Origin of the sequence: Bradyrhizobium cosmicum (assembly GCF_007290395.2) — a bacterium.
Taxonomy (GTDB): Bacteria; Pseudomonadota; Alphaproteobacteria; order Rhizobiales; family Xanthobacteraceae; genus Bradyrhizobium; species Bradyrhizobium cosmicum.
Map to the genome: position 1 here is coordinate 1768546 of NZ_CP041656.2, position 24665 is coordinate 1793210.

General features: G+C 64.8%; 35 protein-coding genes and 1 riboswitch. Of the genes, 13 read left to right on the plus strand and 22 right to left on the minus strand.

Translation table 11 applies throughout. From position 1 onward, the window contains the following. Nucleotides 1–7 precede the first annotated feature (7 nt). Nucleotides 8–1234 carry a lytic murein transglycosylase gene (locus FNV92_RS08250; RefSeq protein ID WP_143841386.1) on the plus strand — a complete coding sequence of 409 codons (1227 nt, stop codon included), beginning with the start codon at nt 8–10 and terminating at the stop codon, nt 1232–1234. Between the two features lie 80 nt (nt 1235–1314). On the opposite strand, the gene FNV92_RS08255 is transcribed toward FNV92_RS08250, so the two are convergent. Together FNV92_RS08255 and FNV92_RS08260 are read right to left on the minus strand one after the other, a co-directional pair. Next, nucleotides 1315–1599 carry a hypothetical protein gene (locus FNV92_RS08255; protein ID WP_015684173.1) on the minus strand — a complete coding sequence of 95 codons (285 nt, stop codon included), beginning with the start codon at nt 1597–1599 and terminating at the stop codon, nt 1315–1317. Between the two features lie 239 nt (nt 1600–1838). Beyond that, the gene (locus tag FNV92_RS08260; protein ID WP_143841385.1) at nt 1839–2177 is read right to left on the minus strand and encodes a hypothetical protein; all 339 of its coding nucleotides are present in this window, start codon (nt 2175–2177) and stop codon (nt 1839–1841) included. Between the two features lie 129 nt (nt 2178–2306). Here FNV92_RS08260 and FNV92_RS08265 point away from each other — a divergent pair, with 129 nt between their 5' ends. From FNV92_RS08265 to bfr, 3 genes are all read left to right on the plus strand, one after another. Then, a complete protein-coding gene (locus FNV92_RS08265; protein WP_143841384.1) occupies nt 2307–2606 on the plus strand; it encodes a hypothetical protein in 300 nt (99 codons plus the stop codon). Between the two features lie 161 nt (nt 2607–2767). After that, nucleotides 2768–3040 (plus strand): (2Fe-2S)-binding protein, encoded by a 273-nt coding sequence (locus FNV92_RS08270; RefSeq protein ID WP_143841383.1) that lies wholly within the window; start codon nt 2768–2770, stop codon nt 3038–3040. Nucleotides 3041–3165: 125 nt separating this feature from the next. Next, nucleotides 3166–3654: a bacterioferritin gene (gene bfr / locus FNV92_RS08275; protein WP_092021671.1), complete on the plus strand. Its 489-nt coding sequence runs from the start codon at nt 3166–3168 to the stop codon at nt 3652–3654. Between the two features lie 192 nt (nt 3655–3846). On the opposite strand, the gene FNV92_RS08280 is transcribed toward bfr, so the two are convergent. The 4 genes from FNV92_RS08280 to FNV92_RS08295 form a co-directional block, all read right to left on the minus strand. After that, a complete protein-coding gene (locus FNV92_RS08280; protein ID WP_015684178.1) occupies nt 3847–4449 on the minus strand; it encodes an MSMEG_1061 family FMN-dependent PPOX-type flavoprotein in 603 nt (200 codons plus the stop codon). 31 nt (nt 4450–4480) lie between these two features. Further along, a complete protein-coding gene (locus FNV92_RS08285; protein WP_416377753.1) occupies nt 4481–4882 on the minus strand; it encodes a DoxX family protein in 402 nt (133 codons plus the stop codon). A gap of 87 nt (nt 4883–4969) precedes the next feature. Further along, nucleotides 4970–5323, minus strand: coding sequence for a hypothetical protein (locus tag FNV92_RS08290; RefSeq protein ID WP_143841381.1), 354 nt, complete (start codon nt 5321–5323; stop codon nt 4970–4972). Between the two features lie 113 nt (nt 5324–5436). Then, complete coding sequence (locus FNV92_RS08295) at nt 5437–6513, minus strand: alpha/beta fold hydrolase (protein WP_041748096.1); 1077 nt, start codon at nt 6511–6513, stop codon at nt 5437–5439. A 124-nt stretch (nt 6514–6637) separates the two neighbouring features. Between FNV92_RS08295 and FNV92_RS08300 the strand changes: the two genes are divergently transcribed. Continuing rightward, the gene (locus FNV92_RS08300) at nt 6638–6904 is read left to right on the plus strand and encodes a DUF2277 domain-containing protein (protein WP_143841380.1); all 267 of its coding nucleotides are present in this window, start codon (nt 6638–6640) and stop codon (nt 6902–6904) included. A 98-nt stretch (nt 6905–7002) separates the two neighbouring features. Beyond that, nucleotides 7003–7218: a hypothetical protein gene (locus tag FNV92_RS08305; protein WP_143841379.1), complete on the plus strand. Its 216-nt coding sequence runs from the start codon at nt 7003–7005 to the stop codon at nt 7216–7218. 9 nt (nt 7219–7227) lie between these two features. On the opposite strand, the gene FNV92_RS08310 is transcribed toward FNV92_RS08305, so the two are convergent. Further along, on the minus strand, nt 7228–7734 hold the full coding sequence (locus FNV92_RS08310) for a collagen-like domain-containing protein (RefSeq protein ID WP_143841378.1): 507 nt from the start codon (nt 7732–7734) through the stop codon (nt 7228–7230). Nucleotides 7735–7891: 157 nt separating this feature from the next. On the opposite strand from FNV92_RS08310, the gene FNV92_RS08315 reads away from it, so the two are divergent. Further along, nucleotides 7892–8155, plus strand: a complete 264-nt coding sequence (locus FNV92_RS08315) for a hypothetical protein (protein ID WP_143841377.1) — start codon at nt 7892–7894, stop codon at nt 8153–8155. On the opposite strand, the gene FNV92_RS08320 is transcribed toward FNV92_RS08315, so the two are convergent. Next, on the minus strand, nt 8130–8378 hold the full coding sequence (locus FNV92_RS08320; protein WP_143841376.1) for a helix-turn-helix domain-containing protein: 249 nt from the start codon (nt 8376–8378) through the stop codon (nt 8130–8132). The two genes, FNV92_RS08315 and FNV92_RS08320, sit on opposite strands and share 26 nt — an antisense overlap. 219 nt (nt 8379–8597) lie before the next feature. Continuing rightward, nucleotides 8598–9365 carry an SDR family NAD(P)-dependent oxidoreductase gene (locus FNV92_RS08325; RefSeq protein ID WP_143841375.1) on the minus strand — a complete coding sequence of 256 codons (768 nt, stop codon included), beginning with the start codon at nt 9363–9365 and terminating at the stop codon, nt 8598–8600. 111 nt (nt 9366–9476) lie between these two features. Here FNV92_RS08325 and FNV92_RS08330 point away from each other — a divergent pair, with 111 nt between their 5' ends. Beyond that, nucleotides 9477–9962, plus strand: coding sequence for a J domain-containing protein (locus FNV92_RS08330; protein WP_143841374.1), 486 nt, complete (start codon nt 9477–9479; stop codon nt 9960–9962). 7 nt (nt 9963–9969) lie between these two features. Here FNV92_RS08330 and FNV92_RS08335 read toward each other — a convergent pair whose 3' ends face one another. The 4 genes from FNV92_RS08335 to FNV92_RS08350 form a co-directional block, all read right to left on the minus strand. Further along, on the minus strand, nt 9970–10608 hold the full coding sequence (locus FNV92_RS08335; protein WP_143841373.1) for a hypothetical protein: 639 nt from the start codon (nt 10606–10608) through the stop codon (nt 9970–9972). Nucleotides 10609–10701: 93 nt separating this feature from the next. After that, entirely contained in the window at nt 10702–10953 is a 252-nt protein-coding gene (locus tag FNV92_RS08340) for a hypothetical protein (protein ID WP_143841372.1), read from the minus strand. Between the two features lie 241 nt (nt 10954–11194). Next, nucleotides 11195–11455: a hypothetical protein gene (locus FNV92_RS08345; RefSeq protein ID WP_168213302.1), complete on the minus strand. Its 261-nt coding sequence runs from the start codon at nt 11453–11455 to the stop codon at nt 11195–11197. A gap of 155 nt (nt 11456–11610) precedes the next feature. Continuing rightward, nucleotides 11611–11994, minus strand: a complete 384-nt coding sequence (locus FNV92_RS08350) for a RidA family protein (RefSeq protein ID WP_143841371.1) — start codon at nt 11992–11994, stop codon at nt 11611–11613. Between the two features lie 522 nt (nt 11995–12516). On the opposite strand from FNV92_RS08350, the gene FNV92_RS08355 reads away from it, so the two are divergent. Both FNV92_RS08355 and FNV92_RS08360 read left to right on the plus strand, forming a co-directional pair. Next, on the plus strand, nt 12517–12951 hold the full coding sequence (locus FNV92_RS08355; RefSeq protein WP_015684193.1) for a hypothetical protein: 435 nt from the start codon (nt 12517–12519) through the stop codon (nt 12949–12951). 212 nt (nt 12952–13163) lie between these two features. Further along, entirely contained in the window at nt 13164–14750 is a 1587-nt protein-coding gene (locus FNV92_RS08360; RefSeq protein ID WP_244623746.1) for an outer membrane protein, read from the plus strand. Here FNV92_RS08360 and FNV92_RS08365 read toward each other — a convergent pair. Next, nucleotides 14744–15331, minus strand: a complete 588-nt coding sequence (locus FNV92_RS08365) for a glutathione S-transferase family protein (protein ID WP_244623745.1) — start codon at nt 15329–15331, stop codon at nt 14744–14746. The genes FNV92_RS08360 and FNV92_RS08365 overlap by 7 nt on opposite strands. Nucleotides 15332–15568: 237 nt before the next feature. Between FNV92_RS08365 and FNV92_RS08370 the strand changes: the two genes are divergently transcribed. Beyond that, nucleotides 15569–16009, plus strand: coding sequence for a VOC family protein (locus tag FNV92_RS08370; protein ID WP_168213301.1), 441 nt, complete (start codon nt 15569–15571; stop codon nt 16007–16009). 167 nt (nt 16010–16176) lie between these two features. Here the strand turns inward: FNV92_RS08370 and FNV92_RS08375 are convergent, their stop codons facing one another. Further along, nucleotides 16177–17067 carry a hypothetical protein gene (locus FNV92_RS08375; RefSeq protein ID WP_143841368.1) on the minus strand — a complete coding sequence of 297 codons (891 nt, stop codon included), beginning with the start codon at nt 17065–17067 and terminating at the stop codon, nt 16177–16179. 341 nt (nt 17068–17408) lie between these two features. Between FNV92_RS08375 and FNV92_RS08380 the strand changes: the two genes are divergently transcribed. Continuing rightward, nucleotides 17409–17804, plus strand: coding sequence for a response regulator (locus tag FNV92_RS08380; RefSeq protein WP_143841367.1), 396 nt, complete (start codon nt 17409–17411; stop codon nt 17802–17804). Between the two features lie 15 nt (nt 17805–17819). On the opposite strand, the gene FNV92_RS08385 is transcribed toward FNV92_RS08380, so the two are convergent. Further along, the gene (locus FNV92_RS08385) at nt 17820–18344 is read right to left on the minus strand and encodes a mismatch-specific DNA-glycosylase (protein WP_168213300.1); all 525 of its coding nucleotides are present in this window, start codon (nt 18342–18344) and stop codon (nt 17820–17822) included. A 119-nt stretch (nt 18345–18463) separates the two neighbouring features. Between FNV92_RS08385 and FNV92_RS08390 the strand changes: the two genes are divergently transcribed. Beyond that, nucleotides 18464–18916, plus strand: a complete 453-nt coding sequence (locus FNV92_RS08390) for a hypothetical protein (protein ID WP_143841366.1) — start codon at nt 18464–18466, stop codon at nt 18914–18916. A 134-nt stretch (nt 18917–19050) separates the two neighbouring features. Here FNV92_RS08390 and thiC read toward each other — a convergent pair whose 3' ends face one another. From thiC to FNV92_RS08420, 6 genes are all read right to left on the minus strand, one after another. Continuing rightward, nucleotides 19051–20949 (minus strand): phosphomethylpyrimidine synthase ThiC, encoded by a 1899-nt coding sequence (gene thiC / locus FNV92_RS08395; protein WP_143841365.1) that lies wholly within the window; start codon nt 20947–20949, stop codon nt 19051–19053. A gap of 160 nt (nt 20950–21109) precedes the next feature. Further along, nucleotides 21110–21718: a thiamine phosphate synthase gene (locus FNV92_RS08400; protein ID WP_143841364.1), complete on the minus strand. Its 609-nt coding sequence runs from the start codon at nt 21716–21718 to the stop codon at nt 21110–21112. Further along, complete coding sequence (locus FNV92_RS08405; RefSeq protein ID WP_143841363.1) at nt 21705–22487, minus strand: thiazole synthase; 783 nt, start codon at nt 22485–22487, stop codon at nt 21705–21707. Before FNV92_RS08405 ends, FNV92_RS08400 begins: the two co-directional genes overlap by 14 nt. A 196-nt stretch (nt 22488–22683) precedes the next feature. Then, entirely contained in the window at nt 22684–22881 is a 198-nt protein-coding gene (gene thiS / locus FNV92_RS08410; RefSeq protein WP_015684205.1) for a sulfur carrier protein ThiS, read from the minus strand. Then, nucleotides 22872–23897 (minus strand): FAD-dependent oxidoreductase, encoded by a 1026-nt coding sequence (locus FNV92_RS08415; protein WP_143841362.1) that lies wholly within the window; start codon nt 23895–23897, stop codon nt 22872–22874. The genes thiS and FNV92_RS08415 overlap by 10 nt, the downstream gene beginning before the upstream one ends. Next, nucleotides 23885–24030: riboswitch (TPP riboswitch) on the minus strand. (Overlaps the previous gene by 13 nt.) A gap of 26 nt (nt 24031–24056) precedes the next feature. Beyond that, nucleotides 24057–24608 (minus strand): lytic transglycosylase domain-containing protein, encoded by a 552-nt coding sequence (locus FNV92_RS08420; RefSeq protein WP_015684207.1) that lies wholly within the window; start codon nt 24606–24608, stop codon nt 24057–24059. Nucleotides 24609–24665: the final 57 nt, after the last annotated feature.

A 24665-nucleotide genomic window follows, 5' to 3' on the forward strand; every position in this document is an offset into this window, starting at 1 on the left:
TGCCGGCATGATGCGGCGGGCGCTCATCGCTGCGGTGATTGTCGTTACCTGCGGCTGGTCGTCCGCCCGCGCCGCCGATGCCGCCTTCACGCAGTTCATCGCCTCGCTCTGGCCGGAAGCGCAGGCCGCTGGCGTCTCGCGTGCGATATTCGATCGAGAGACGCGCGGGCTCGAGCCGGACTACAAGCTGCCCGATCTGATCCTGCCCGGACGCCCCGTGACCGGCGCGCCCTCGCAGGCCGAGTTCGTGCAGGTGCCTGCCGACTACGTCAAGGAAGCCTCGATCGCGCGGCTCGCCGGCGAGGGGCAGCGGTTGCTGCAGAAATATCGCACCTCGCTGACCGAGATCGAGAAAAGCTCCGGCGTGCCGGCCACAGTGATGCTCGCGATCTGGGGACGCGAGACCGACTATGGTCGCTACACGCTGCCTTATGATCTGGTCCGCGTGCTGGCGACGCAGGCCTATGTCGGCCGGCGCAAGGATACCTATCGCAACGAGTTCATCCTCTCGCTGAAAATCCTCGGCGACGGCGTGGTGACGCGCAAGGATATGCGGTCGTCCTGGGCGGGCGCCACCGGGCTCACCCAGTTCCTGCCGTCCGAATATTACAAGCACGGCGTCGACTTCGATCGCGATGGCCGCATCGACATCTGGCATTCGGTGCCGGATGCGCTGGCGTCCGCCGCGCAGCAGCTCGTCAACAAGGGCTGGCAGACCGGCGTGCGCTGGGCCTACGAGGTGCAGGCGCCGGCGAAGGTCGACTGCACCGCCGGCGTGCCAGAGGTGACCAAGCCGATCAGCCAGTGGCTGCGGGAAGGCTTCGTGCCGGTGCGCGGACAAAAGCTCAGCGCCGCCGAGCAGGCGCAACCGGCCTCGCTGCTCCAGCCTGAAGGCATCTACGGTCCGGCGTTCCTGACTACGAAGAACTACTTCGTCATCAAGGAATACAATTTCTCCGACCTCTACGTGCTGTTCGTCGGCCATCTCAGCGATCGCATGACCAGTCCGTTGCCGTTCGCCACATCGTGGGCGGCCTCGAAGCAGTTGCGCACCAGGGATGTCGAGACCATGCAGCGCGGGCTCACCCGCGTTGGGCTCTACAAGGACAAGATCGACGGCAAGGCCGGGATGCAGACGCGCGCTGCCCTCGGCGCCTATCAGAAGTCGGCAGGCCTCAAGGTCGATTGCTGGCCGAGCGAAGAGGTGCTGCGTTCGATCCAGGCGGCGCGATAGCGCCGGATCAAAACAAAAAGCCCGGCCGATGGTCTCGGCCGGGCTTCGATCGCGGCGCTCATGAGCGCCGAGCGATCAGATCAGTAGCAAACGCGAACCGGGCGGATCACCCAGCCGTAGCCATCCCAATAACGCTGGCGCTGCCAGTAGCAGGGCGGGGGCGGCGGGCCGGGCTCGGCCACATAGACGGGGCCGCCATAGGCGGGACGGCTCGACGCGATGGCGCCGCCGATGATCGCGCCGCCGAGGAGGCCGGCAGCAATGCCGACGCCCACGCCGTCATGGGCCTGGGCGGACGGCGTGGCGGTCACCAGCGAACCGGCGACCATCGCAACCGTGAGGGCGGCAACTAAAGTCTTCTTCATACTCTTGGCTCTCCTGAGAGATGGACGCTCCTTGTTAGGAGCACCCGGGGTTCAAAGGTTCACGCAGACTCTGATGGAATTGGCCTTGCAGCTAGGAAGCGCGCAAATGGTCAACCCGCAGTAAACGCACGCAGAGCTGTGATGAGAAAAAGCGGTCTTTTTCAGGCCCGGAGATGAACGGCGCCTCCGTCGTGAACCGGCTCAAATGAATCAGTCGCAGTGAACCGTTTCGCGGCGCCTCAGCCACAGACGCGGACGCGGCGGATGCGCCAGGCATAGCCGTCCCAGAAGCGCTGCTTCTGCCAGACACAGCCGCCGCCGTAATAGTCGTCGGCGACATAGCCCGGACTCGGTGCGTAGTAGCGGGGCGGGTAGTAACCGGGGCCATAGCCCGGACCATAGGCGTAGCCGGGACCGGGTCCGTAATAATACGGGGAGGCCAACGCGCCGCCGACAATGGCGCCGCCGATGATGCCGGCGGCCACGCCGGCAGCGACACCGCGCTGAGCATGGGCCGGTGTTCCGGCCGTCAGGGCCAAGGTGACGACAGCGGCAACTGCCAGGAGGGATCTCTTCATTGCTTGACCTTTCACGCACGGGAACTGTTTGGGAACCAGAGTTCCATACTTCGTTTGAATGATCAATGAACGGCCCCTTGGGCGGCGGCGACCAATCGTTCTGAATCGAGCCCCGCCAGGGAGGCGATGATGGGCGACGCGCTGATGAATACTCTGATTGCTGCCGGGATCGTCTTTGCGATCGGCTTCGGCTGGTTCACCCATATCCAGAACCGCGGCCGGCGCTCGCGCGCTGCGACCGGAGGCGATGGGGGAGGCGGCGACAGCTATTCGGGAACCAGCGACAGCTTCTCCCTGGGGAGCTGGTTTTCCAGCGGCGGCTCGGGGAGCTCAAGCGACGCTGGAAGCTGCTCCACGAGCGATAGCGGCGGCAGTGGCGGGGATTGCGGAGGCGGCGGCGATGGTGGTGGAGGCGGTGGCGGCGACTAGGTCTGCCGCAATCTTGATCCAGCGCAACTCCCTATTTTAGAGCCGTTCTAGGCTGTTTCCCGGCCAGTTTGGAATAGCTTCAAATACCAGTTTTTCCTTTTGCATCCGGACGGCCGCTTAAATATCGATGATGGCGCATCACCGAAGGGCCTGCCGCTTCCATGATCGTTTGTTCCTGTAACGTGCTGAGCGATGACGACATCCGCGCCGCCGTCGCCGAGTCCGACGACGCTGTGCGGCATGCCAAGCAGGTCTATGGATGCCTCGGCTGCAGCGCCGAATGCGGTCGCTGTGCGCGGACGATCAAGACCATCATCGACGAAGCGCTCGGCCCCTGTGCCAAGTCCTGCTGTTCGGGCTGCCCGCACAACCACACCGTGGCCGCCAATGACGAGATTGCTGAGCCCGCCCAGTTCGCCCTCGCGGCCTGCTGAAAATCTTGCATATCCGAGCTTTTCCCCGACTGCGTCCTCGTAGCTGGTTGCCCTGACCAGCAAACTGACTTAGAAACGTTCTAAATTCGGCGCAAGCCGATTTACCGGCATATTTGGAGTGCATCATGCAGGGCGACGCAAAAGTCATCGACTACCTCAACAAGGCGCTGCGTCACGAGCTGACTGCGATCAACCAGTACTGGCTGCACTACCGCTTTCTCGACAATTGGGGCCTGCGGGATATGGCCAAGGTCTGGCGCAAGGAATCCATCGAGGAGATGGAGCACGCCGACAAGCTTACCGAGCGGATCCTGTTCTTTGACGGTTTCCCGAACATGCAGGTGCTCGATCCCCTGCGCATCGGACAGAACGTCAAGGAGATCATCGAGTGCGATCTCGCGGCTGAGATGAGCGCGCGGGCGCTCTACCAGGAGGCGGCTGGCTATTGCAACAGCGCCAAGGACTACGTCACGCGTGACCTGTTCGAGAAGCTCATGAGCGACGAGGAGCACCACATCGACTTCCTCGAAACCCAGCTCGATCTGATCGGCCGCATCGGCCTCGAACTCTACACCCAGAAGCACGTCGGCGGGCTCGAGGGCGAGGGGCACTAAGCACTGACGTCGCCACACACTCCCATGTCGTCCCGGCCTAGTGCGCAATTGCGCACGGGAGCCGGGACCGATAATCCCAGGGAGAAGTGTGGTGCGAGGCGGCACCTCCGAGTCTTCGTCAAACCGCTCCTTGTGGCTACCGGTCCCGTTCGCACTTCGCTTGTCCGGGACGACACCACTATCGCCGCGCCACTACAGCTGCGTCTTGTACAGTGCTTCCACGACGTCCTGGCTCTGCGGCTCACCAAGACCGGTTTGCTCGTGGATCACCTCGGTGATGCTCGGCATCACCGAGCGTTGCACCTTCTCAGGCGCCCACAGTTTCGAGCGCATCAGCGCCTTGCCGCAGTGGAAATAGACCTCACTGACGGCAACGCTCAGCACCGCGCGCGGCGGCTTGCCGAATTCGACCATCGAGGCGAGCAGATCCGGATCGGCCGACAGCGTGCCACGTCCGCCGACGCGCAGCGTCTCGTCGATCCCCGGCACGAAGAACAACAGATGTACGAAGCCGGAGCCTTCGACGACGTTGCGAAAACTGTCGATCCGGTTGTTGCCGGCGCGGTCGGGCATCAGCAGCTGGTTGGGGCCGGCCACATGGACAAAGCCAATGCCGCCGCCGCGCGGCGAGGCATCGACGCTGCCGTCGGTGCCCGATGTCGCGAGCACGCAGAACGGCGACATCTCGATGAATTTCCTCGCATGCGTATCGATCGCAGGACGCGCTTTCGCAATCACGCGAGGGGTTGGCTTCGCATAGATGGTGGCGAGGTCTTCGGCGCAAAGATCAGTCACGAAGGTCTCCTTGATTGAGGGGGCGAGGATATCAGTCCCCGATCGGAGCGCTACCCCCTTGCTTGCGCCGCCACGGCCAGTCGATCACGCCGGTGCAGTACAGCGCCCACCAGATCAGGACCGGCTGAAGCGCCAGCCGCGGCCCGTGATAGAGCCAGCTATTGGGGAGAGGCGGAAGGTCGATGCCCTCCAGGGCGTGCTTGATGTTCGCCGGCCATACGCAAAGTGCATAGAGCGCGAATGCGACGCCTGCCCACCAGCGCAGCGGCCTGGTCACCAGCGCGATTGCGCCTGCGATCTCGCAGGCCCCGGTGATGAGGACGACCTGCGTCGCGAACGGAACCCAGGACGGCGTGATCGCGAGCAGCTTCTCCGGAACCCAGAGGTGCGCGATGCCCGCCGTCAGGTAAAATGCAGCAAGCACGCAGCGCATTACCGTGCGTGTCAGATCGCTTGCAGGAGCTGAGGCCATCAGCCGAACTAGCACGCGCGGCACCGAGGCGCCATCGCACGCGCGAACTCAGACGGCGTCCGCCGGCACGAAGCAGCTGATGATGATCGCGCCGCGGTGATGGACGTACCACACCACGGCCTGACCGACCGGATTGCCGCGGTCGCGGATGATGGCGCGCTCGGGCACCTCCATCCATTGTCCTTCGATCGGTACCCAATAAGCGCCGCCCCGCACATCGTATTCGGTGCGATGGCCGTCGGAGACATCGCAGCAGGGCACGCCGTTCGGCGCGATCACGCTCTTGAACCAGGCGCGGATGTCGGGCGGAACATGGTCGTATTGGCCATTGTCGAACGCGAACGCGGCGCTCGTCAGCGCCATCATTGCTGCAAGCCAAACGCACAGCGCAAGCCTGTGCATGCGATCCTCCGTCGCGCGCCGATTCGTATCGTTGACGCAATTAAGCCCGAGCTGTCAGTTCAATGCATGCTCAAATAATATGCGGCTTCGGTGGCGGTTGATGCGATGCAAAATCAGCGGCGCACGGATTCAAACGTTTGTTGCGGTGCGTTTTGCAGAAATTGCCGCACCTCCTCGCTGTAGAACTTTGCATTGCCGGTTGTGCCGTGACCGCGCGTCTCGGTGCTTGCGGGGATGAGATACACCTTGCCGTTCTTGACCCGCTTCATCGCGGCGTCCGTGAGGCCGGTCTCGGGCGGGTTGCGCTCGTCATCGGCGGAATTGATCAGCAGCAGCGACGCTTCGATCTTCTCCAGCTTCTCGGCGGCATTGTAGTCGTGCGAGGACTCCCACTGATAGACGAAGTCATTCGCATCCGCTGTGATCGGCGTCGACAGCCGCTCGTCGACGATCTTGTCGGCCCGGGCCGCCGTCGGCGCTTGCGACTGGTAGGCCAGCGTTCCGCCGATGCTGGCGATGCCGTAGGCGGTGATGGCGTATTTCATCATACGCGGCTGGCTGGTGTAATTGCCGCCATTGTAATCTGGATCGTTGCGGATGGTGTCGAGCATGATCCGCCGCATCATCCAGTTGCGCGACGCCATCTCGGTCGGTTGCGAGGCCATCGGCACCAGTGCGTCCATTGCCTGCGGATATTTCTCGCCCCACAGCCAGGTTTGCATGCCGCCCATCGAATTGCCGATCACGAGCCGCAAATGCTTGACGCCGAGGCCTTCCGTCACGAGGCGATGCTGCGCCTCGACCATGTCGTCGTAATTGTATTTCGGGAAGCTCGTCTTCATGCCGTCCGACGGCTTTGACGATTTGCCGTGGCCGATCGCATCGGGGATGATGATGTAATATTTGGACGCATCGAGTGGCTGGCCGGTGCCGAACAGTTCGCCTGCGAAGGCGGGCGAAAGCATGCTCGCGCCGGAGCCGCCGGTGCCGTGCAGCACCAGCACTGGCTCGCCATTGGGCTCGCCAACGGTGGTGTAGTGCAGTTTCAATTCCGGCATGGTCTCACCGGTGTGGAACTTGAAATCTTTGGCGACCCAGTCGCCCTGTTTCGGCGCCGGATAGTCGGCGGCCACGGCGGGCATCGCGATGGACAGAAGGATGGCGGACAGCGCCACGCAAGAGGCTCTCATGTTTCTCTCCCCGTGCGGCTCATAGGGGGGGGCCGCGTTGCGGGAACCTTAGCAGAACTGTCCGGACCGATGTAGAATTTTGGCTCCGCCAATCGTCTTAAAGGGAAACAACGGGAGTGGCTGCATGTGCCGCAATATCAAGACGCTGTTCAATTTCGAGCCGCCGGCGACGGAAGACGAGTTCCACGCAAGCGCGCTGCAATTCGTGCGCAAACTGTCCGGCTTCAACAAGCCGTCGCAAGCCAATGAGGAAGCCTTCGACCGCGCAGTGGCCGAGGTCTCGGAGGCCGCGCGAAAGCTCCTGACCTCGCTGCATACGCATGCGCCGGCGCGGGATCGCGAGGTCGAGGCGGACAAGGCGAGGGAACGTTCGCGGTTGCGGTTCGGGTAGTCCGGTCTCAACCGGCCGTTCCGTGATCTGGCTCACGGTATGGGGCGTATGAACTTGCGATGATGTCCGCCGGGGTTTTGACAGCCCGGAGCACGATCATGAGCCGCCCTCTTATTCCCCTCAAAGCAGGTGCCGTCGTTTTCACGCTGCTGTGGACCGCATGGATGATGTGGTGGAGCGGCTCGTTCAGCAGCGCGAACGTCGCGATCCTCGCGCTATGCGGCGCAGCGGTCGGCTATCTCTGGTACCGCGCCATGCGCTGGCAGTTCGAGCGCATGGGCATGCTGCCCCGACGGGAGGATCAGGCGAGGTAGGCGTGACCGCTAGTCCTTGTGGCCGTGCTTCTTCTTTTTCTTCTTCTTCCGGTGCTCGTCGCCCTCGCCTTCGCCGTCGTCGCTCTCGTCGTCGACGAACGTGTCGTCGGGTTCCAGCACCGCGGCTTCCAGCGCTTCGCGCTCGGCGGCTTCACGCTCGCGCTGGCGGCGGCGTTCGTCCCAGGCGTCGAAGAGTTGCTCCAGCCAAGGAAGCACCTGCTCGATCGACGGTAGCTGGCCGGGCGGCCCGGCCTCGCCGCGCGGGCCCTGCGGCCCCGCCGGCCCTTGCGGCCCGACCGGTCCCGGCGCACCGGCTTCGCCGGCCTTGCCCGGCAGGCCAGGCTTGCCTTGCGGGCCGGCCTTTCCGGCTGCGCCGGGCTTGCCTTGCGGCCCCGGCTTGCCACGCAAGCCGTCCGGCCCCCGCTTGCCCGGATGCCCCTGCGGTCCAGGCCGTCCCGGCTCGCCCTGCCGCCCGCGCGGTCCCTGAGGTCCCTGCCTTTTCTGTTCGTCTGCCACGCCATGCTCCCTTGACCGGAAGCAAACTACTTAGCGGCGTTTGACGACAGCAGCAATTCCGCCCGCGCATCGCGGCGCGCTTGATCAACATCAATCGGCCTCCGGAAGCGCCGTGTCACTGAATGATACGCGGCGACAAATTTACTGGGAGAGACCGATGCGCGCGGCGTGGAAACTCTTCTGCCTGTCGGCAGCCATCCTTGCGGCGTCGCTCGGCCTTGCTCATCTGCTCGTGCCCGATGTCGTGCCGGTCGCGTTCGCCGAGGAGCCGCAGCCGGCATGGGCCGTCATGATGGCGTTCATGCTCCGCGCCATCGAGATGATCGCGGCAGCGGTCGCGATCATCTCGCTTGCAGGTCTCGCCGGCATTCCGCTCTACGTTGCCTGGTCGCGTGCTAGTCGTGATACGCAGGCACGTTGATGCCGGAGGCCGCATAGATCCTGATCTTGTTGCGCAGCGTGCGCACCGACAGGCCGAGCACGCGTGACGCGCGGGTGCGATTGCCGTCGCAGCGTGCCAGAGTCTGGAGCACGAGCTCGCGCTCGACCTCGTCGACGGTCGCGCCGATCAGCAGCGGAACGATCTGGTTGGGGCTGAGGAATTGCGCGCCCGGCCCTGACGCGGCGACATGAACAGTGGTCATCAAGATACTCCCCGATCAACGCCCGCTTCCATCGTTGGAAGCGGATCGAGAACAAACGACCCCCAAGCCGTAGATCTACGGTGGGCGGGTTTGGTTAACGAAAGGTTAATTGCGGGTCATCGCACAAGATGACCTCGGGAATGCCGCGAAGGCGCCGCGATTGGCACGAGGTGCATAGCGATGCGGGCCGATCTCGCCCCGCAAATTCGCCGGCGCGTGTCACACCGTCCGGTATCCGCCATCGACCATCAGGATCGTGCCCGTGACATAGGCCGACTGGTCCGAGGCCAGGAAGATCGCGGGTCCGACGATGTCCTCGGGCTTGCCGGTGCGCGCCAGCGGGGTGTGATCGACGAAGGCCTGCACCAGCGCCGGATTGGTTGCGCGCACATTGGCGTTGATGTTGGTCTCGATGAAGCCGGGCCCGATCGCGTTGACGCGCACGCCGTCCTTGCCGAGCTCGGCCGCGAGCGCCTTGGTGAAGCCGAGCACGCCATGCTTCGACGTCGTATACGCCGCCGAGCTCGGCGTGCGCAGGTGCACGAAGGACTGGATCGAGCCGATATTGACGATGCGGCCCTTGGCTGCTCGCAGCGGGCCAAGGAATGCCTGCGTCACGTTGAAGACGCCGTTGAGATTGAGCGAGATGATGTCGTTCCAGTCCTTCGCCACCGTCTCGGTCTCGGCGGTGAAGGCGTTGCGGCGGGTGATGCCGGCATTGTTGACGAGGATCGAGACCTGCCCGACCTTGTCCGCGATTTGCTTGGCCAGCGCGAAGCAATCCTCGCGCCTGGTCACGTCGAGTGCGAAGCTTTCGGCCTTGCCGCCGGCCTTGCGGATCTCCTGGGCGGCTTCCGCCACGGTGTCGGCGTTGACGTCGAGCAGCACCACTTGCGCGCCCTCGCGGGCGTAGCCGGCGGCGATCGCCCGGCCGATGCCGGAGCCGGCGCCCGTGACGACGGCGATGTGGTTTGCGAGCAGTGCCATGACGATTTCCTCCCGGATTCGTTTCTAAGTTTCATGAAAGGCTAACTCGAAATTAAGGGGTCGGAAACGGCCGCCTTGGCATACTGATCTTCATTGCTAAACGTTGCGCGCATGATGGAACGGCTTGAATCCTGGAAACTGGCGCTCGAGCGCCTGCGGTCGGCGCAATCGGGCGATTGGGCCGAGGCGGGCCGGCTCGTGGCCGAGATCGCGCGCATGAGCACGGATGTCACGCTGCGGCTGGCGGCCGAGCAGGCGCTTCCTGTGCTGCGCCAGGCCGTCGACAATGACGATCACAGCGTCACGCTGGCGGCCCGGCGCCGCGTCGGCGTGGTCCTCGACGTCGTCCATGATCTCACCGCGCCGCGCTTCGGCCGCCGCAACGCCATGCCGAAGAAACTGTCCAGCGAGGATCGCGCCCGCAGGATGCTCGGCCTGCCGCTCGCCGTGCAGCTCACCTGCGAGGACATCAACCAGGCCTATCGACGCGCGGCCAAGAGCACGCATCCCGACCAGGGCGGCAACGCGCAGGCCTTCATCGACCTCGCCGCCGCGCGCGACATTCTCATCCACCCCGGCGCCTACAAGGAGGCCTGAAGCGCACTCAGCTCTTGCTGACGCAGCTTGGATAGGGCGCGGCTTCTCCCGCGACGATCGGGCAGAGATCGATCGGGCTGAGCTCACGCAGGCGCGCTTGCCAGAGGTCGTCGTTGACGGGCGGCTCGTCAGTCTCGGGGCCGCGTTCCGCCCACTGGATGGTGTAGTAGTCGCTCGCGCCCTTCAGCGTGATCAGCAGCGCGGTCTCGCTGTGCCGGGTCGGGCCGCTGTCGACGCGGCCGCAGCCGATCACGGCGCCGAACCCTTCGAAGCGGCCGAATTTCAGGACACCGAAAGGTCTTGCCGCAAAGCTGTCGGGGCAGGCCGATTTGAAGCCGCCGGCGATCGAGCCTGCGAATTTCTCGGGTGAGCTACCCGGCGTCAGCGTCATGCCCTTCTCGCCGGTGACGGTGATCATCTGGGTCCAGCGCTCGGGCGTCTCGCCCTTCAGCACGGCCTCGCGGATGTAGTGACCGCCCTTGGTGTTCTCGAACACCGCGACGAAGTTTGACGGCATCGAAAAGCTGACGAGCTGGCCGAAGATCGGCGAGATCACGCGGATGGATTCCGGGGCCTGCGCCGGTGCTGCCGAGACGAGTGCGAGCGATACAGTGAAGACGGCTGCAGCCGTCGTGAGCGTGCGCATCGATTGACCCCACAGGGACTGGATGGAAACGCGAGCAGGCAAGGATGCTCGCATCGCATCCTTGCCTGGCCCTTGTCGTCCGCCGATCGAATTTTACCAGGAGCAGTGGCCGTCCTTCAACGCGTGGTCCTTCAGCACCAGCGCGTCGAGGAAGGTCGGCACGGTCGCACTGACGCGGGTGTAGTCGGAGGGCCACGGCGTGGTCGGGATGCTCTCGTCCCAGATCTGGCAGAAGCCGCCATTCTGCCAGCGGATCAGATGATAGCCGGCTTCGGCCGGGCTGGTGGCGGCGAAGGCCGCAATGGCAAGACCGGCGGCAGCACACAGCACGGAAATACGACGCATGATCAGCTCCTCAAATGAAAGTTGTGATGCGCCTCCCGACAATGAGGGGAGGGGTGGTGCGGGACGCTTTGGGACGGGGCGCCCCGGACAAGGTGTGAGTAGTTCCGCCTGCGGGTGAGGTTCAAACCGCGTGGGCCGGACATGCGGGATACCGGCTGGAAAACGAGGGCCGCGCGCCACAAAGAAGAAAGGCGGATCGCTTGCGCGACCCGCCCTCAAAATCCGTCTCGTCGCGCGACGCTCAGAGCGTGCAGCGGCGCTCCGCGCGCAGCTTGATCTGCAGGTCGGAGGCGGCCGTGAAGGTCGGCAGCGGCTTGCTGACGACCTTGTAGGTCGACGCGCCCCACTGGAACGGCTTGTACTTCAGCTCCTCGTTCCAAACCTGGCAGATGCCGGTGTTGTCCCAGCGGATCACGTAATAGCCGGGCGCTGCGGATGCGGGCATGGCAAGCACGGAACTGGCGATGCCGGCAAAGGCACAGAGGGCGAGAACGCGACGCATGAAATATCTCCTGATGGGGAAGTAGGCCTCGAAAATTCGTGCGGTAAAAGCCGGTCCTTTGCAAGCCGGGGAGCGACCGTTTCACGGATATGTCAGACCGGCGCGCCCAATTGGTTGGGTCGCGTGCCCTGCAAGACACACGGGCGAGGCGTGGATCACTTCGCCAGCGACGCCACTGCCTCGATCTCGATCAGCATCTTCGGATCGGGCAGCGCGTGCACCACGCAGGTCGTGCGCGCGGGGTAGGGCGGCGGGCCGAAGGCGCCGGCATAGAGCGCGTTCATGGCGGCGACGTCGGAGGCGCGGGTCAGCAGCACGTTGACCTTGGCGAGATCGCGAAAGGTCGCGCCGGCCTCGTCCAGCACGCGCCTGATGTTGACGGCGACATTGGCGAACTGCGCCTCGAAGCCGTCGGGCAGCGCACCGTTGGCGTCGAAGCCGGGAATGCCGGAGACGAACAGAAGGTCGCCGACGCGCGTGGCAAAGGACAGCGGCGGCGCCTTGACGTGCGGCGGGGGCGCGAAATGCTGGATCGTCATGGGATCACCTCGGACGGGATGGAATGTCATAGCGTAGCGACAGGCCGGGCCTGCTCCAACAGGAAACGCGAAAACAACCCCATGCACAGTAGGGAGCGGACCGGAATCATTGAGGTATTCTAGAATTCGGTAAGGTCGAATTTCTTGCTTGCTCCGTCGGGCAAAACAGGGGCACAATGGCATGGTGGGGATGGTGGCGGCGAGGGTAGTGGTTCGCCTTTCCCCGCGTGCGGCCGCTGGCAGCAGGGGCCGGAATCCATCCACCCCGTTATTGCGAGCCACCGGGGCCGCGCAAAGCGCGGCCCGATGACAGGCTCCGCGAAGCAATCCAGACTGTTTCCGCGGAAAGATTCTGGATTGCTTCGCTGCGCTCGCAATGACGGAGAATGGGGACCTTCTGCGGGTCCAGCCGCTACCGTCCTTGCGGAAGCGTCCCTCCATCATGTTGCCGCCCTCATCCATCGGATAGATTCGCTGCGTCTGATTCGATCCCTCCTTGAAAAATAGCCCCCGGAGACTGCCATGAAGATCGCTTCCTCGTTACGCGCCGCGCTGGTCGCCATAGCCGCGCTTGCCGGCCTCACGACGTCGGCGCTGGCCGACAGCGGCACCGTGGTGCTGACGATCTACAAGGCGGGCTGGATCATCGGCGGTTCCGGCGGCTCCGGCACGCTGAACTTCCGCGGCCGCTCCTATGCGCTCTCGACCGGCGGGCTCGATTACGGTCTCGTTTTCGGCGGTTCCAAGACCGTGCTGCGCGGCCGCGTCTCCAACATCAACCGTCCCTCCGATGTCGCCGGCGTCTACGGCGCCGCAGGTGCGGGCCTTGCGATCGGCCGCGGCGCCCGCGCCATCGTGCTGAGCAACCAGAAGGGCGCGGTGCTCGAACTGTCGGGCACCCAGACCGGCCTGATGGCGAATGCGGATCTGAGCGGACTTGCGATCACGATGCGATAGGACGCGGTCTGCAGGGTGGGTTACGCTCTGCAGATGCGCTTCGCGCGTCTTCAGAGCTAACCCGCCCTACCGATCTCTCCATCAGAGTGCCGTCGCCGTGACGCGCTTGCAACAGTCGCGCGCATTCGGCGAGATGTCATTCGATCGCATGACGCTGAACATCACCCAATTGGACTACGGCTTCGGGCAGAAGTTTTGCACCGGGGCCCGACATGCGACGTTCATCGACCTGCCGAAACATGCCGGGATGGCTTTGCGGCGGTGCGCTTCTGGCCGGGTTGGCGCTCGCCGCACCGGCGCAGGCCGCGGACCTCGCGCCAAAACCGTTCGTGAAGGCGCCGCCGTTGATGGCGTCGTCGTGGACCGGATTCTATGCCGGCCTCGGCCTCGGCTTTCGATCGACCAGCGCCGACCTCACCACCACGTCGGTGCTGGAAGACGGCGTGCCGCGTGATATCAGCCGCGGGGTCCTCACCCAGCCGTTCGACGGCACCGGCTTTCGCGTCAATCCCTATGCCGGTTACAGCTGGCAGGTCGCTCCCAGTTGGGTCGTCGGCATTGAAGGCGATATCGGCTTCGGTGACCAGACCACGGCACTGCCGGGATTTCGCGCCTCGCCGCGGGCCGGCTCGTCCACGTTCGCGGTCGACAGCCTTTCGGTGAAGACCACGTGGGATGCGAGCCTGCGCGGCCGCGCCGGCTATCTGCTGACGCCGGCGACGCTGGTCTATGCCACCGGCGGCCTCGCCTGGCAGCATTTCGACGTCACGTCGGTCTGCGTCGGCGCGACCTGCAACGATGCCACGCCGACCACGGTCACGAACGCGGTGACGAAGACCGGCTGGACGCTGGGTGCCGGCGTCGAGACCGCGCTGTGGGGCAACTGGCTGCTGCGCGGCGAATATCGCTACGCCGATTTCGGCACCGCGCCGATGGCGATCGCGCGCACGCAGAGCGGCGCAGGGCCCGCGCTCACGATCGACAATTTCAACACCAGGCTGCGGACCCACACGGCCACCGTCGGACTCGCTTACAGATTCGGCGAGCCCGTCACCGGCGGCCGTTCGCATCCGTTGCAGGCACAGGCCGCGATACTGCCGTCCTGGACGGGCGCCTATGTCGGCCTTGGCCTCGGTGCGCGCGCCACGCGCACCGATCTCACGGCAACATCGGAATCGGTTGGAGGCTTCACGGATGATGTTCTCGAGGACCGCGCCAACAACCGCCCGATGGACAACGTCGCGTTCCGAGCCAGCCCCTATGCCGGCTATCTCTGGCAGCTTGCCTCGCAATGGACAGCGGGCGTCGAGGGCGATCTTGGCTTCGCCGATCGCACCACCACGCGCGAAGGCTTCACCACCATCTTCCTCGCGGACTCCCAGTCGCCCGGCGAAAGCCTGTCGATCCGCAACCGGTGGGACGCGTCGTTGCGGCTGCGCGGCGGCTATCTCGTCAATCCGCACACCATGCTCTACGCCACCGGCGGCGTGGCCTGGCAGAATTTCGAGCTGACCTCGACCTGCACCAGCGGCCCCTGCACCGGCTTCTTCGCACTGTCGCCGGCGATCATCAGCCAGTCCACCACGAAGACCGGGTGGACGCTCGGTGGCGGCCTCGAGACCGTGCTGTGGGGCAACTGGCTGGCGCGCGCCGAATATCGCTACGCCGACTACGGCAAGGCCGGCTTCACCGTGGCGCGGTCGAGCGGAAGGGCTGACCACGATCCATCCGCGAACACGTATGATGTCGCGATGCGCGCGCATCTGGCGACGTTCGGGGTGACGTACCGGTTTCAGTGAGGCGATGCAGCCCTGAACACCGCCAGCTGCGCAGCGAACGCACGCTTGAACGCCGGACGTGCTTCGCCGCGGGCGACATAGGCGGCGAGATCGGGATACTCGTCCAGCAGCCCCGACGCGCTCAACCGCCGCAGCACCGTCACCATCATCAGGTCGCCGGCGCTGAACGCGCCGTCGAGCCAGTCGGCACCGCCGAGGCGGCGGGACAATTCGCCGAGCCTGACACGGACGCGATCCTGCAACATCGGCAGCCGCTCCGCGTACCAGCTCCTGTCGCGCTCGAACAGCATCGCCATTCCGAGCTCGACGATCGGCTGCTCCAGCGTGTTCAGCGCGGCAAACATCCACGCGATCGCGCGTGCCCGCGCGTTGGCCTCGCGCGGCAGCAGCCCATCATGGCGCTCGGCGAGATGCAGCACGATCGCGCCGGATTCGAACAAGGCGAGGTCGCGGTCCTCATAGGTCGGGATCTGCCCGAACGGATGCAGCGCCAGGTGCGTCGGCTGCTTCATCGCCGCGAACGACACGAGCCGAACGTCGTAGGGCTGGCCGACCTCCTCCAGCGCCCACCGCAGGCGCATGTCGCGCGCCTGCCCCCGGCCGCGGTCGGGTGAGGATTCGAAGGCGGTGATGGTGGGGGGATTGGAGGAACTCCGGGTGATCGGCATTGCAGTCAAGGAACGAATGACCGGCCCGGGTTCCGACAGGGGCCGACGCAAAGAATCCTGCGCCCGTGTCGGGCCATCGTTCCGCCACTCGTCCTTGGAGCGACAATGCGGGTATTGCCCACCCGGTCCCGGGCGAAAGGATGCCATTTCATGCCGTCAATCACGCCGTTTCTCTGGTTCGACAACAATTTGCCGCAGGCCGTCGCCTTCTACAAATCGGTGTTTCCCAACGCTAAAGTTGAGACCGTCAGCGACTTCATGGCGGTGTTCGAGCTCGAAGGCCAGCGCTTCAACGCGCTCAATGGTGGGCCGCAATACAAGTTCAACGAGGCGGTGTCGTTCTTCATCAGCGTCGAGACGCAAGCCGAGGTCGACTATTTCTGGGTGAGGCTCACCGCAGACGGCGGCGAAGAGTCCAGATGCGGCTGGCTCAAGGACAAGTTCGGCCTGTCCTGGCAGGTGATCCCGTCAGCGCTTTCCCGCTACCTAGGCGACCCCGATCGCACCAGGGCGAACCGCGTCATGCAGGCGATGATGGGGATGAAGAAGATCGTGATTGCGGATCTGGACAAGGCGTATGCGGGGGGATGAGTGACGGTGCCCCGGACGCAACGCAGCGCGTCGCTCTTCGCGACGTGGTGCGCTGCAGAGCCGGGGCCCATGCCGAGCGCGCATCGGAGCGTCTGGGTCCCGGGTCTGCGCTGCGCTTGCCCGGGACACGAGAGCTCAGAGTAGGCTTTTGCCGACCCTACAATCCGTTACGGCAGCACGGCGGTGCGACGCCGGTCCAGCGCATTCGAATGGGCCATCCACTCCGGCAAAGGTGCGCCGTCGCGATGGCGGCCACCGGCACACGCCGCAGCCCAGGCCGCGATGGCGCCGAGCAGAACAGCCGTGGCCACCGAGAACGCCAGGATGATCGTGCTTCGCCGCGACCGCGCGATCGCCGTCTTGGCGTTGGCGATGACGGTATCAACGCGGCGTTCCGCGTCAGCCGGCGCAAGGCCGGTGGTGCCGACGACCTGCTGGATCAAATAGGTCCGGTCATCCGCGCTGAGACCGTCATGGCCCGACGTCGTCAGCAGGATGCGGCCGGCTTCAGCGCGTTCCGAACTGAGGTCGACCGTGGGCGCGCGGCGCCCGGCACGGTAGAGACGGTCGAGCTCGTAGCTGAGCAGCGGCTCGGCGGCACTGGTGCGCGCCGACGTGGCGCCGGTTGGCGTGCGCGACAGGGTCGCCGCGCCGAGCAGCGTCGCCAGGATCGCGCCCATCACCACCGCCAGCGCCCAGACTGCCAGACCATGCAGGCCGTCCGCCTGCTCGGTGTGCTCGACCGGACCGCCCGGAGCGGCCGGCGTGCGAACCCAGCCGGCGATATAGCCGCCCAGGCCGAAGCTGAGGATCGCCTGGAGGATGAGATAGATGCCGGACAGGATCCACAGCGCCGCGGAGGCGTCGCGCCAGGTCGGCGCAGCGGAGGTGACCCCGAGCCCGACGCTTGCGCCGAACGTCACCATGACGAACGACAGCGCGGTGGCCGCGAACGCGCCGAGCAGGATCGGAGACCATTGCAGATAGCGCGAACCGCGATCGGCGCGGTACGCCTCGACATCGGCGCGCGGCGCCGAGGGAAGGGCTTCCATGGACATTTCCATCATCCTTGCTCAGCGCAAGCCGAAGAAGGACAGCACAGCCAGGATCACCACCACCAAGCCAACCAGATAAATCAAACCGTTCATTGTCGCCTCCATTACGTTGTCGGCGTCAATTGTGCCTGCCCGTCAAAGTTCCTATTCCGGGACAATGCTGCAAAGCAGAACATCAGGCGCTTTGCCCGCCATGCGTGTGAGATCGCGCCGCCCTTCGCGATCGGCTCCCCGCAACCTCATCCTTAAGTTCACTTTTTCACATTGGCGCGGAACGTTTTCGCCCCTGCGACATTCATTTCATGTCGTCAACATCACTTGGCGGCAAGCCAAGGTGAACATCCGTGCAGCAGGGGCAAGGGCTACCGAAGATTTTGGTCGTCGAGGACGATCCGCTCATTCGCGGGCTGGTTGAAGAAGCACTGGCCGACGGCGGATTTGGCACCGTGATCGTGAGCTCGGGCGAGGAAGCCATCGCCTTGCTCAAGGGCGAAACCAACGATTACCGCGCCCTCGTAACCGACATCAACCTGAGCGGCCCCGTCGACGGCTGGGACATTGCCCGCGTCGGGCGGGAAATCGATGCTGCATTTCCGATCATCTACATGACCGGCGCCGCAGGCGACGAGTGGCCCTCGAAGGGCGTACCCGGCAGCATTCTGCTGGCCAAGCCATTCGCCCCCGCGCAACTCGTGACGGCTTTGTCCCAACTTCTCAACGCGGGCACGCCGACAGGTTGAGGCGTCCCGGCGACATCAGTTCATTGATGCGCCGTTGATCCACATCGCAAGCTCGCGCCACGGCTCCAGCGTCCAATGCCCGGACGCGGCACCGGACGGCGAGGGCAGCACGAAGATCTCCGGCAAGCTTTCGTCGCGCGGCTGCCGCCCCAGCGCAATCGCGTTGGACGGCCTGCCATAGAACAAGCTCGCCGCCTTCTTGCTCGTGAACGCAACCGCCTGCGGCCGATAGGTTTCGATCTTGGCCCTGAAGCCTGATACGTCGATCGTCTCCGCCGCGATCTGGTGATCCATCCCGGCGCCCGACTTGGAGAGATCGGTGAAGCCGATCCCGAGCTCGATCAGCGACGCGAACTCGCCCGGCAGATAGCGCCGCGGCGTGATCCCGGCCTCATGGATCGCGCGCCAGAAGCGGTTGCCGGGATGGGCGTAGTAGTGCCCGAGCTCGGCCGAGCGCGTCGAGGCGGCGGTGCCGACGAAGATTAGGCGGAGGTTGGGACGGAGCTGGTCGGGGAGGTGGTGGGGGGTGGGACCGGGCAATGTCAATGATCCACGTGTAGCCCGCGTGAGCGGAGCGATATGTGGGACGACAAAGAGACCAGACCTCGCTACGCTTATGCAGCTTTGCCTACCGGCGATAAAACAGGAAGACGATAGGAATGGCAATTGGATTTAGCGAGCGCTTTGATTTTGGTCCCATCATAGGATGGGAACTCTATCAGGTGACGATCGACAAGTATCACATCATGTTTTGGTTTGAGGACGAGCATGCCTTGTTGAATGTCGCGGACCGCTTCTCGTTCCGATCCTCCGATGGTGCGGTTAATTTCTCTTACGAAATCTATGGCAATCATAAGTCCTTGAATGTTGATCGCATTCTACGAACGAAGATTGTCGAAACGTCGATCGTGAGCAAGGAGCAGCTCGATCTTGTTTTTGAAAACGGCGACGTGCTGTCAATCTACGATAATCCGGAATTCAGATCCTGGTGGTTCCTGGGCGGTCGCCAAAATGATCCGGTTATCCAGAGAGCTAGTTGGTCACTTGGTATTGGAGATCGAGATCCGGAGGACCTCACAGAGCAAGAGTACCAAGATCGGCGCAGCTTATGAGCCCGAGCCTATTAAAAAGGGGGCATGCTTTCCAGCGTCATGTTTGATTGACGTCGTGCCAAAAAAAAAGAGGCCGGGCTTTCGCCCGGCCTCTTACGCATCCACGATGCGGTTATGGGGTGCGGAGCAGTTCCTCACAACACCCGATTGCTCTCCTTCACCTTCTCCGCATCCAGATACAAGCTCTCGCCCATCTCCTTGAACTTCGCGCTCATCTGCTTCATGCCGTCTTCGGCCGTGCCGCTCAGCGACATGCCGATGCTGTTCGGGTCGTTCAGCGTCGCCGCATAATCCCGCACGTCCTGCGTGATCTTCATCGAGCAGAATTTCGGGCCGCACATCGAGCAGAAATGGGCGACCTTGTGGGCTTCCTTCGGCAGCGTCTCGTCGTGGAAGTTTTTCGCGGTCTCGGGATCGAGGCCGAGGTTGAACTGGTCGCTCCAGCGGAAGTCGAAACGGGCGCGGGAGAGGGCGTCGTCGCGCAGCTGCGCGGCGGGGTGGCCCTTGGCGAGATCGCTGGCGTGGGCGGCGATCTTGTAGGTGATGACGCCGACCTTGACGTCGTTGCGGTCGGGCAGGCCGAGATGCTCCTTCGGGGTGACGTAGCAGAGCATGGCGCAGCCGAACCAGCCGATCATGGCGGCACCGATGCCTGACGTGATGTGGTCGTAGCCCGGCGCGATGTCGGTGGTCAGGGGCCCGAGCGTGTAGAACGGCGCTTCGCCGCACTCCTTGAGCTGCTTGTCCATGTTGATCTTGATCTTGTGCATCGGCACGTGGCCGGGGCCTTCGATCATGACCTGGCAGCCCTTGTCCCACGCGATCTTGGTCAGCTCACCGAGCGTCTCGAGCTCCGCGAACTGCGCGCGGTCGTTGGCGTCGGCGATCGAGCCCGGGCGCAGGCCGTCGCCGAGCGAGAACGAGACGTCATACTTGCGCATGAGGTCGCAGATCTCGTCGAAGTGGGTGTAGAGGAAGCTTTCCTTGTGATGCGCCAGGCACCACTTCGCCATGATCGAGCCGCCGCGGCTGACGATGCCGGTGACGCGGCTGGCGGTGAGGTGGATGTATTGCAGGCGCACGCCGGCGTGGATGGTGAAATAGTCGACGCCCTGCTCGCACTGCTCGATCAGCGTGTCCTTGTAGAGCTCCCAGGTCAGCTTGACCGGATCGCCGTCGCACTTTTCCAGCGCCTGGTAGATCGGCACGGTGCCGATCGGCACCGGCGAATTGCGCAGGATCCATTCGCGGGTGGTGTGGATGTTGCGGCCCGTCGAGAGGTCCATCACGGTGTCGGCGCCCCAGCGGATCGCCCACACCATCTTCTCGACCTCCTCCTCGACCGACGAGGTCACGGCGGAGTTGCCGATATTGGCGTTGATCTTGGTGAGGAAGTTGCGGCCGATGATCATCGGCTCGAGTTCTGAGTGGTTGATGTTGCAGGGGATGATGGCGCGGCCGCGCGCGATCTCAGCTCGCACGAATTCCGGGGTGATGAAGGCGGGGACCGATGCGCCGAAGCTTTCGCCGTCGGCGAGGGCTGCTTCCGCGCGCTCGAGCTGCTGCTTGCGGCCGAGATTTTCGCGGGCGGCGACGTAGATCATCTCCTTGGTGATGATGCCGGCGCGGGCAAATTCGAGCTGGGTGATCTTGTGGCCGTCGAGGCCGCGCAGCGGCTGGTGATAGGCGCTGAACGCGCGCGCGGCCTTGTCGGCGGAGACGCTGCCATTGTCCTCCGGCTTGATCTGCCGGCCCTGATACTCCTCGACGCCGCCGCGCTCCAGCACCCAGGCCTTGCGACCGCGCGGCAGGCCGGCGTTGACGTCGATGGTCACGGACGGATCGGTGTAGGGGCCGGAGGTGTCGTACACCGGCAGGTTCGGCTCGCCGGCGCCTTCGGAGAGGATGATCTCGCGCAGGGGCACACGCAGCTCGGGCGCAGCGTCGGGCGAGGCGAAGATCTTTCGCGAGGACGGCAGCGGGCCGGTGGTGACGGCGGGGACGGTTTTCTCAGGATTGGAGCGGATGTTCATGGGAATCCTCCGGGTTAATTCTGTTGTGCAATGTTTGATCTCGTCATCCTGAGGTGCTCGCGGAGCGAGCCTCGAAGGATGGACGAGCCGGGCCGTCGCCCTTCGAGGGCCGCTTGCGCGGCCACCTCAGGGTGACGGGTCGAATAGGGGCGGACATGCATCACGCGGCCTCCGCTGAAAGGCCGAGCCACTGCCGCACCCGCGCATCCGGGTCGGCGTTCTGCGTCACGTCGGACACCACGGCGATGGAATCCGCGCCGGCCGCAAAGATCTCCGCGGCGTGCTCGAACTTGATGCCGCCGATCGCAACCAGCGGGATGCTGCCGATGCGCTTCTTCCAGTCCGTGATCTTCGGAATGCCCTGCGGTTCGAAGCGCATCGACTTCAAGGTGGTGAAGAAGATCGGGCCGAGCGCGACATAATCGGGCTTGGCCGCGAGCGCGGTTTCAAGCTCGGCGTCGTCATGGGTGGAGATGCCGAGCGAGAGGCCCGCCTCGCGGATAGCCTCGAGGTCGGCCTCGGCCAGATCCTCCTGGCCGAGATGCAGATATTTTGCGCCGGCGACGATCGCCGCGCGCCAATAGTCGTTGACGACGAGCCTGGCCTGCGTGCCATTCGTGATGGCGAGCGCGTCGGTGACGAGCTGCAGGGCCTGGGAGTCGTCGAGGTCCTTGGCGCGTAGCTGAATGGTGCCGACGCCGAGCTTGGTCAGGCGCTCGACCCAGGCAAGGCTGTCGACGACGGGATAAAAGCGATCAGGATACGGCATGCCAGAACGGGGTCCCAACGACAGGGGTGGAGGGGGAAGCGAAGTCGCGGGCGTTCATCAGCCCGGCTTCATAAGCGGTGCGGCCGGCCTCAATGCCGAGGCGGAAGGCATTCGCCATCGCGACGGGATCGGCGGCCTTTGCGATCGCGGTGTTGAGCAGCACGGCGTCGTAGCCGAGCTCCAGCGCCTGCGCCGCGTGGCTCGGTGCGCCGAGGCCGGCGTCGACCACCAGCGTGATGTCGGGCAGCCGCTCGCGCAGCAGCTTGAGCGCGTCGCGGTTGGTGATGCCTTTCGCGCTGCCGATGGGAGCAGCCCACGGCATCACCACCTTGCAGCCGGCATCGACCAGACGATTGGCGACCGAGAGATCCTCGGTGCAATAGGGGAACACCTCGAAGCCGTCCTTGATCAGGATGGCGGCGGCTTCGACCAGGCCGACGACGTCGGGCTGCAGCGTGTCGTTGTCGGCGATCACTTCGAGCTTGATCCAGTTCGTGCCGAACAGCTCGCGCGCGAGCTTGGCGGTGGTGACGGCTTCGCGCACGGTGCGGCAGCCGGCGGTGTTCGGCAGCACGGCGACGTCGAGTTCGCGGATCAGGTTCCAGAACGCATCGCCGGTCTTGCCACCGGCGGATTCGCGCCGCAGCGACACCGTGACGATGTTCGAGCCCGAGGCGCGGATCGCCGCCTGCATGATTGCGGGTGAGGGATAGAGCGCGCTGCCGATGAGGAGACGGGAGGCGAAGGTTTTGCCGTAGAAATTGACCATCAGTGTCTCCGCGGATCGCGGTCTGCTCCCTCGCCCCGCTTGCGGGGAGAGGGTTGGGGTGAGGGGGAGCCTCCGCGGAGGCGGTGAGAGTTGGACTCGTGGAGAGTCCCCCTCACCCGAAATTCGCGCAGGCGCGAATTTCGACCTCTCCCCGCAAGCGGGGCGAGGTGAAGAAAGGCGACAGCGTCGTTCATGCTCACCCTCCCTGCCGCGGTGTGATGATCTCGATCTCGTCGCCGGCTTTCAGGCTGGTCTCAGCCCAGCGGCTCTTCGGCACGACGTCGTAATTCAGCGCGATGGCGAAATGGGTGCCTTCGTAGTCGAGCTCCGACAGCAGCGCGTCGACGCTGGCGGAACTCACCTCGCGCTGCTCGCCATTCACGATCACGCGCATTGCATCACCTCGTTGTCGATCTGGCCGCGCTGGACGTATTGCAGCGTCAGCTCGGCGAGCGCCGGTGCGATCAGGAAGCCGTGGCGGTAGAGGCCGTTGACGCTGATCTGGCCGCCGCGAATGCCGATGCGCGGGAGATTGTCGGGAAAGGCGGGGCGCAGGCCCGAGCCGAATTCGACGATCCTCGCCTCGCCGAACGCCGGATGCACCGTATAGGCGGCGCCGAGCAGCTCCAGCGCCGAGCGAACGCTGACGCCAGTGTCCTCGGCCTCGATCGAGGTCGCGCCGAGCATGAACAGGCCGGCCTCGCGCGGGATCACGTAAAGCGGCCAGCGCGGATGGATCAGCCGCACCGGGCGGGCCAGCTGCACCTCGCTGGTTTCGATCAGGATCATCTCGCCCTTGACGCCGCGCAGCTCCTTCTGCTCGTCGCGTGCGGAAAGGCCGCGGCAGTCGATCACGATGCCTTTAGGATCAAGTTCTGCGAGCTCCTTCGCGGACACGTCGCTGCCGAACTTGATGGTGCCGCCGGCCGCGATGATGCGCTCGTGCAGCTTCGGCAGCACGCGGCGCGGCTCGACATGGCCTTCGCTGGGAAAGAACAGCGCATCGCGGAAGCGGCCCTCCAGCGACGGCTCGAGCTCGGCAAGGCCAGCTGCATCGAGCCGGCGATGGCCCTCGGTCATCCCCGCGAAGCGCTCGAAATCGTTGCGCTCGCGCGGATGGGCGACGACGAGCGAGCCGTTGAAGGGCGTGTCGGGCAGCTCGCGCCGCCAGATGTCGAGCGAGCGCTGGCCGAGCCGGGAGATGACGGGTTCGGCGACCTCCGCCTCGCACCAGGGCGCGAGCATGCCGCCGGCCCAATGGCTGGTGGAATCGGCCATGGCGGCGTCGCCGCGCTCGTGCAGCGTGACGGGATGGCCGGCCTGCGCGAACAACAGGGCCTGCCAGGCGCCGGCAATGCCTGCGCCGATGATGGATACCGGGGAATCCGGTCGCTTGGTCGTCTGCAACATCCCTGTCCCTTCGCCGGCATGACCCGGATCAGGTTCAAAGGGTCACCGCGGTCCTGGGAAGGCCTGCCGATTTGCAAGCTTTGCCCATTTAGCGGTATCTCAGCTCCTCCTCGGAGCACCCCTCGGAACGGCTCTAATGTAGGCTTGTGACGGCTGGTGTCAACGCATGTTGCCGGGAACCTGCGCCCGGGCGTTGCGGACGCGCTGGGCGAGCTTCCGGTGCGGCGGGGTGCCGAACATCGGCTGCGGGTTGCCGTTCGGCTCCAGCCAGGTCTGGGAGCTGGTGTCGGCGCTGGCCTGCTGAACCATCTCCTGACGTTGTCGTTTTGCGGCGTAGTAATAGCCGCCCGCGAAATAACGCACGGCCCGGGTGTGGTCGCCATTGGCGGCGCGATAGGCGCCGGCGAGGTATTTGACCGCGTAGGTGAGGTTGGTGTTGGGATCGCGCAGGCCCGCGGCATCGCCGGTGTAGCCGAGCCCGCGGGCGGTCGCGAGCTTGATCTGCATCAGGCCGATGGTGCCGCCGTGGCCGACGAGACCGGGCTGGTAGCGGCTCTCGCGCATGATGACGCGATGCACCAGCGCTTCCGGCACGCCGTTGGCGCGCGCGTGGGTCGCGACCATCTCGGCATATTCGGCTTCGCCTGCGAATGCGGCCTGCGGCAAGGTCAGTCCGGCCGCGAGCAGCGCGGCGATGCGTAAAATTTTCATCAGATATCCTCGAGGTCCCGTGACCTGCGCCCAGACTCTTAAGGCGGCCGAAGACGG